The organism is Halomonas sp., from assembly GCF_014859505.1.
Taxonomy (GTDB): Bacteria; Pseudomonadota; Gammaproteobacteria; order Pseudomonadales; family Halomonadaceae; genus Halomonas.
Window position 1 is genome coordinate 1 of the sequence record NZ_JACUUD010000186.1, and the last position, 4,326, is coordinate 4,326.

At 66.0% G+C, this 4,326-nt stretch carries 4 protein-coding genes; 3 read left to right on the plus strand and 1 reads right to left on the minus strand.

Annotated elements, in window-relative coordinates:
- Positions 1–40 precede the first annotated feature (40 nt).
- The 3 genes from hemW (at position 41) to IBX53_RS14985 (ending at position 2,936) form a co-directional block, all read left to right on the plus strand.
- Complete coding sequence (gene hemW / locus IBX53_RS14975; RefSeq protein WP_290910835.1) at positions 41–1,210, plus strand: radical SAM family heme chaperone HemW; 1,170 nt, start codon at positions 41–43, stop codon at positions 1,208–1,210.
- Positions 1,211–1,306: 96 nt separating this feature from the next.
- On the plus strand, positions 1,307–1,984 hold the full coding sequence (locus tag IBX53_RS14980) for an OmpA family protein (RefSeq protein WP_290910830.1): 678 nt from the start codon (positions 1,307–1,309) through the stop codon (positions 1,982–1,984).
- A gap of 103 nt (positions 1,985–2,087) precedes the next feature.
- Complete coding sequence (locus IBX53_RS14985; RefSeq protein ID WP_290910833.1) at positions 2,088–2,936, plus strand: 23S rRNA (adenine(2030)-N(6))-methyltransferase RlmJ; 849 nt, start codon at positions 2,088–2,090, stop codon at positions 2,934–2,936.
- Positions 2,937–2,942: 6 nt separating this feature from the next.
- Here IBX53_RS14985 and mnmE read toward each other — a convergent pair whose 3' ends face one another.
- On the minus strand, positions 2,943–4,310 hold the full coding sequence (gene mnmE / locus IBX53_RS14990) for a tRNA uridine-5-carboxymethylaminomethyl(34) synthesis GTPase MnmE (protein ID WP_290910838.1): 1,368 nt from the start codon (positions 4,308–4,310) through the stop codon (positions 2,943–2,945).
- Between the last annotated feature and the right edge of the window lie 16 nt (positions 4,311–4,326).

The following is a 4,326-nucleotide window of genomic DNA, read 5'->3' on the forward strand; positions in this document are numbered from 1 at the left end:
AGGCGCTGGTCGAGGCGCTGGGCGAGGCCCACTTGGCGCGATGAACTCCCTGCCGCCCCTCGCGCTCTACGTGCATGTGCCCTGGTGCGTGCGCAAGTGTCCCTACTGCGACTTCAATTCCCACGGTGTTGGCCGGGACGCCTCGCTGCCTGAAGCCGGCTATCTGGAGGCCCTGCTGACGGACCTCGATGCCGATCTGCCCCTGGCCGCGGGTCGGGAACTTGCCAGCATCTTCATCGGCGGGGGGACGCCCAGCCTGATGTCCGCCTGGTTCTATCGGGAACTGCTGGCCGGTATCGCCGCACGGCTGCCCATGTCCCCTGATATCGAGATCACTCTGGAGGCCAATCCCGGGACCCTGGAGCGCGGGCGCTTTGCCGGCTATCGAGAGGCGGGCATCAACCGGCTCTCCCTGGGGGTCCAGAGCTTCCAGGATGATCAGCTGCAGGCCCTGGGCCGCATTCACTCGGGCCGTGACGCCGAGGCGGCGGTAGCCGAGGCGCGAGCGGCGGGCTACGACAACCTCAACCTCGATCTGATGCACGGGCTTCCGGCGCAGACCCCCGAGTTGGCGCTAGATGACCTGGAAAGGGGCCTGTCATTGGCACCCGAGCACCTCTCCTGGTACCAGCTCACCCTGGAGCCCAACACCGAGTTCTACTCCCGGCCACCGCGCCTGCCCGAGGAGGAGGTGCTCTGGGATATCCAGGATCTTGGACACGAGCGCCTGGAAGCCGCAGGCCTGTCCCGCTACGAGATATCGGCCTACGCCCGCACGCATCGGCGCTCACGTCACAACCTCAACTACTGGCGATTCGGTGATTACCTGGGCATCGGGGCCGGCGCCCATGGCAAGTTGAGTGCCCGAGAGGATGACGCTGGCCTGCTGATCGAGCGTCGCTGGAAGGTGCGACAGCCGGAGGCCTATCTGCGCCGGCAGCATGATCCCCGGGGCTTCTTGGCCGGCCGCAGTCGGATCGAGCAGAGCGAGCTTGCCCTGGAGTTCGCCATGAACTCGCTTCGCCTGGTCGAGGGGGTGCCCCTCTCCTGCTGGCGATCAGTCACGGGCCTTTCACCGGCCATGCTCGAGGCTCGCCTGACTCGCGCCCGAAAAAAAGGACTTCTTGTGGAAGATACCGAACGACTGCAGGCATCGCCTCAGGGTCTATTATTCTTGAATGAATTGCTGGCGCTGATTGGCAGGGAGTGACCGGTCCGCCAGACTCATCGCAGCTAGTATCAATGATCAACTGCCCGGCAGGGATGCCTTCCGGGCCACCTGATGACTGAAAGGAGATCTGATTCCATGATCAAGCCCATTCGCTTGTTCGTTCCTCTTGCCGCCGCCGCCCTGCTGGTGGGCTGTGCCACGACCGACCCCTACTCCGGCCAGACCCAGCGTTCCACAACGGGTACGGGTGCCGCCATCGGTGCCGCCGTGGGTGCCGCGGCCGGTGCGCTGAGTGGTGACGGCAGTACCAGCCGCCGCGATCGGGCCCTGATCGGTGCCGCCGTGGGCGCCGCTGCCGGTGCCGGCGTTGGTGCCTACATGGACCGCCAGGAACAGGAACTGCGCCACAGCACGCAGGGCACCGGCATCCAGGTGGATCGCCGTGGGGATGACATCGTGCTCAACATGCCGAGCAGCGTGACCTTCGGCTTCGACTCCAGTGAGCTCACCACGAGCGCCCGCAACGCCCTCAACGATGTGGCATCGATCCTCACCCAGTACTCCGATACGCGCGTCAATATCGCCGGCCACACCGACAGCACCGGCAACGCCGACTACAATCAGCGCCTCTCCGAACGCCGCGCCGAAGCCGTCGGCAACTACCTGGCCCAGTCGGGTGTCTCCCGCAATCGTCTCTACATGAGCGGCTACGGCCAGAGCCAGCCCGTCGCCAGCAATGCCACCGAGGAGGGGCGAGCTCAGAACCGTCGCGTCGAGATCACTCTCACGCCGATCGAAAGCCAGTTTCAGTGATTTTCGGGTAGCGCTCTCACTACCCTGACTCCGGGGCCCGCCACTGGGAAGTGGCGGGCCCCTTTCATTGTCGATCGCCTTGCCGATTCACGGACCGTCTTCCATGCTTTCCTATCAGCACGCCTACCACGCCGGCAACTTTGCCGACGTCCACAAGCACCTGACCCTGCATGCGGTCATCGATCATCAATTACGTAAAAAAACTGGCATTACGTTCATTGATACTCACGCCGGGAGAGGTCTCTATCCTCTCGATGCCACAGAGGCTCTTAGGCTGCAGGAGTATCGGGAAGGTGTCATTCCGCTCTGGAAGGCCCGCCAGGCATTGGCAAACGAACCGCTTCTGGGCGACTGGCTGGCGGCTCTGGCGAGTGCCCAGCCCGATCCCTCGCGCCTGACCCACTACCCCGGTTCTCCCTGGTGGATGGGGCACCGGCTGCGCAAGGGGGATCGTCAGTGGCTGTTCGAGCTGCATCCCGGTGAGCACGAGCATCTGGCGCAGCTGCCGTTTTCCGGGGCGGTGGAACGCATTCACGGCGATGGTCTCAAGGGTCTGCTGCAGCGGGTGCCGGTGAAGACGCCAAGGCTCTGTGTGCTCATCGACCCCAGCTATGAGCGCAAGGCGGAGTATGCCGAGGTGGCCGAGACGCTGCTTGAGGCGATGCGCAAGGCGCGGCATGCGGTGGTGCTGGTGTGGTATCCGCTGTTGCCGGCGGGACGCCACCGTGAGCTGCTGGAGGGACTCCGCGATGGCGGACTGCGAAAGGTCTGGTATGGCGAATTCATCCGCCAGTTGCCCAATGAAGGGGAGCGAGGCATGTTTGGCAGCGGCATGCTGGTGATCAACCCGCCCTGGGGCCTCGATGAGCGGCTGGCCGCAGCGATGGCGCCGGTGGTAGACAGTCTGGGCGCCCCGGGGTCCTATCGTAGCGGATGGTGGGTGGGAGAGTAGAAGGAACTACTTGCCGATGCAGAAGCTGCCGAAGATCTCGCCGAGGAGATCGTCGGCGCTGAACTCACCGGTGATCTCGCCCAGCGCCTGCTGGGCGTCGCGCAGGTCCTCGGCCAGCAGCTCTCCGGCGCCGAAGCCGGCCAGCTGGGCCTCGCCGTTCTCCAGGGCCTGGCGCGCCCTGTCCAGGGCATCCAGATGGCGCCGTCGGGCCGAGAAGCGCCCCTCGGTGGTGCCGCTGTACCCCATCACCTCCTTGAGATGCGCCTTCAGGTTATCCACACCCGCGCCGGTCCTGGCGGAGAGCCGCACCACCGGAGTGGCTGTGGATAACTCGATACCGGGAGCGTCCCGGGTGGTGTCGATCTTGTTGCGTACCAGCGTCAGCCGCCTCGGGTCCGGCAGCCGGGCCACGAACTCGGGCCAGATGGCCATGGGGTCGAGGGAGGCGGTACTGGTGGCGTCCACCAGCAGCAGCACCCGGTCCGCCTTCTCGATCTCCGCCCAGGCCCGTGCCACGCCGATCTGTTCCACGGCGTCCGGGGTGTCGCGAAGGCCGGCGGTGTCGATGATGTGCAGCGGCATGCCATCGATGTGGATGTGCTCGCGAAGCACGTCCCGGGTGGTGCCGGCGATATCGGTGACGATGGCGGTCTCCTGCTCGGTGAGGGCGTTGAGCAGGCTCGACTTGCCGGCATTGGGCCGACCGGCGATCACCACGCTCATGCCCTCGCGCATCAGCGCCCCCTGGCCGGCGGCGGCGCGCACCGCGGACAGCTCGGCCATCACCCCCTTGAGCCGCTCGGCCACCTTGCCATCGGCCAGGAAGTCGATCTCCTCCTCCGGGAAATCGATGGCCGCCTCCACGTAGATGCGCAGTTCGATGAGTCGCTGCACCAGCGCCTCGACCCGACGCGAGAAATCCCCCTGCAGGGAGCGCAGGGCATTCTCGGCGGCGGCCCGGGAGCTGGCGTCGATCAGGTCGGCGATCGCTTCGGCCTGGGCCAGATCGAGCTTGTCGTTGAGGAAGGCGCGCTCGGAAAACTCACCCGGGCGGGCCAGCCGAGCGCCGAGCGCCACGCAGCGCTCGAGCAGCAGGTCCATGATCACCGGGCCGCCGTGGCCCTGCAGCTCCAGTACGTCTTCACCGGTGAAGGAGTGGGGCCCTTCGAAGTAGAGGACGATGCCCTCGTCGATTACCGCCGATTCGCCCTTGAAGGGGCCGTAGTGGGCGCGACGGGGAGGAGGGCACTGTCCCACTACCGCCTTGGAGATCGCCTCGCACAGCGGTCCGGAGACGCGGATGATGCCGACGCCGCCTCGTCCGGGAGGCGTGGCAAGGGCGGCGATGGTGTCCTGGTCATGGAGGCTGGCCATGGGAATCTCCTGAGGG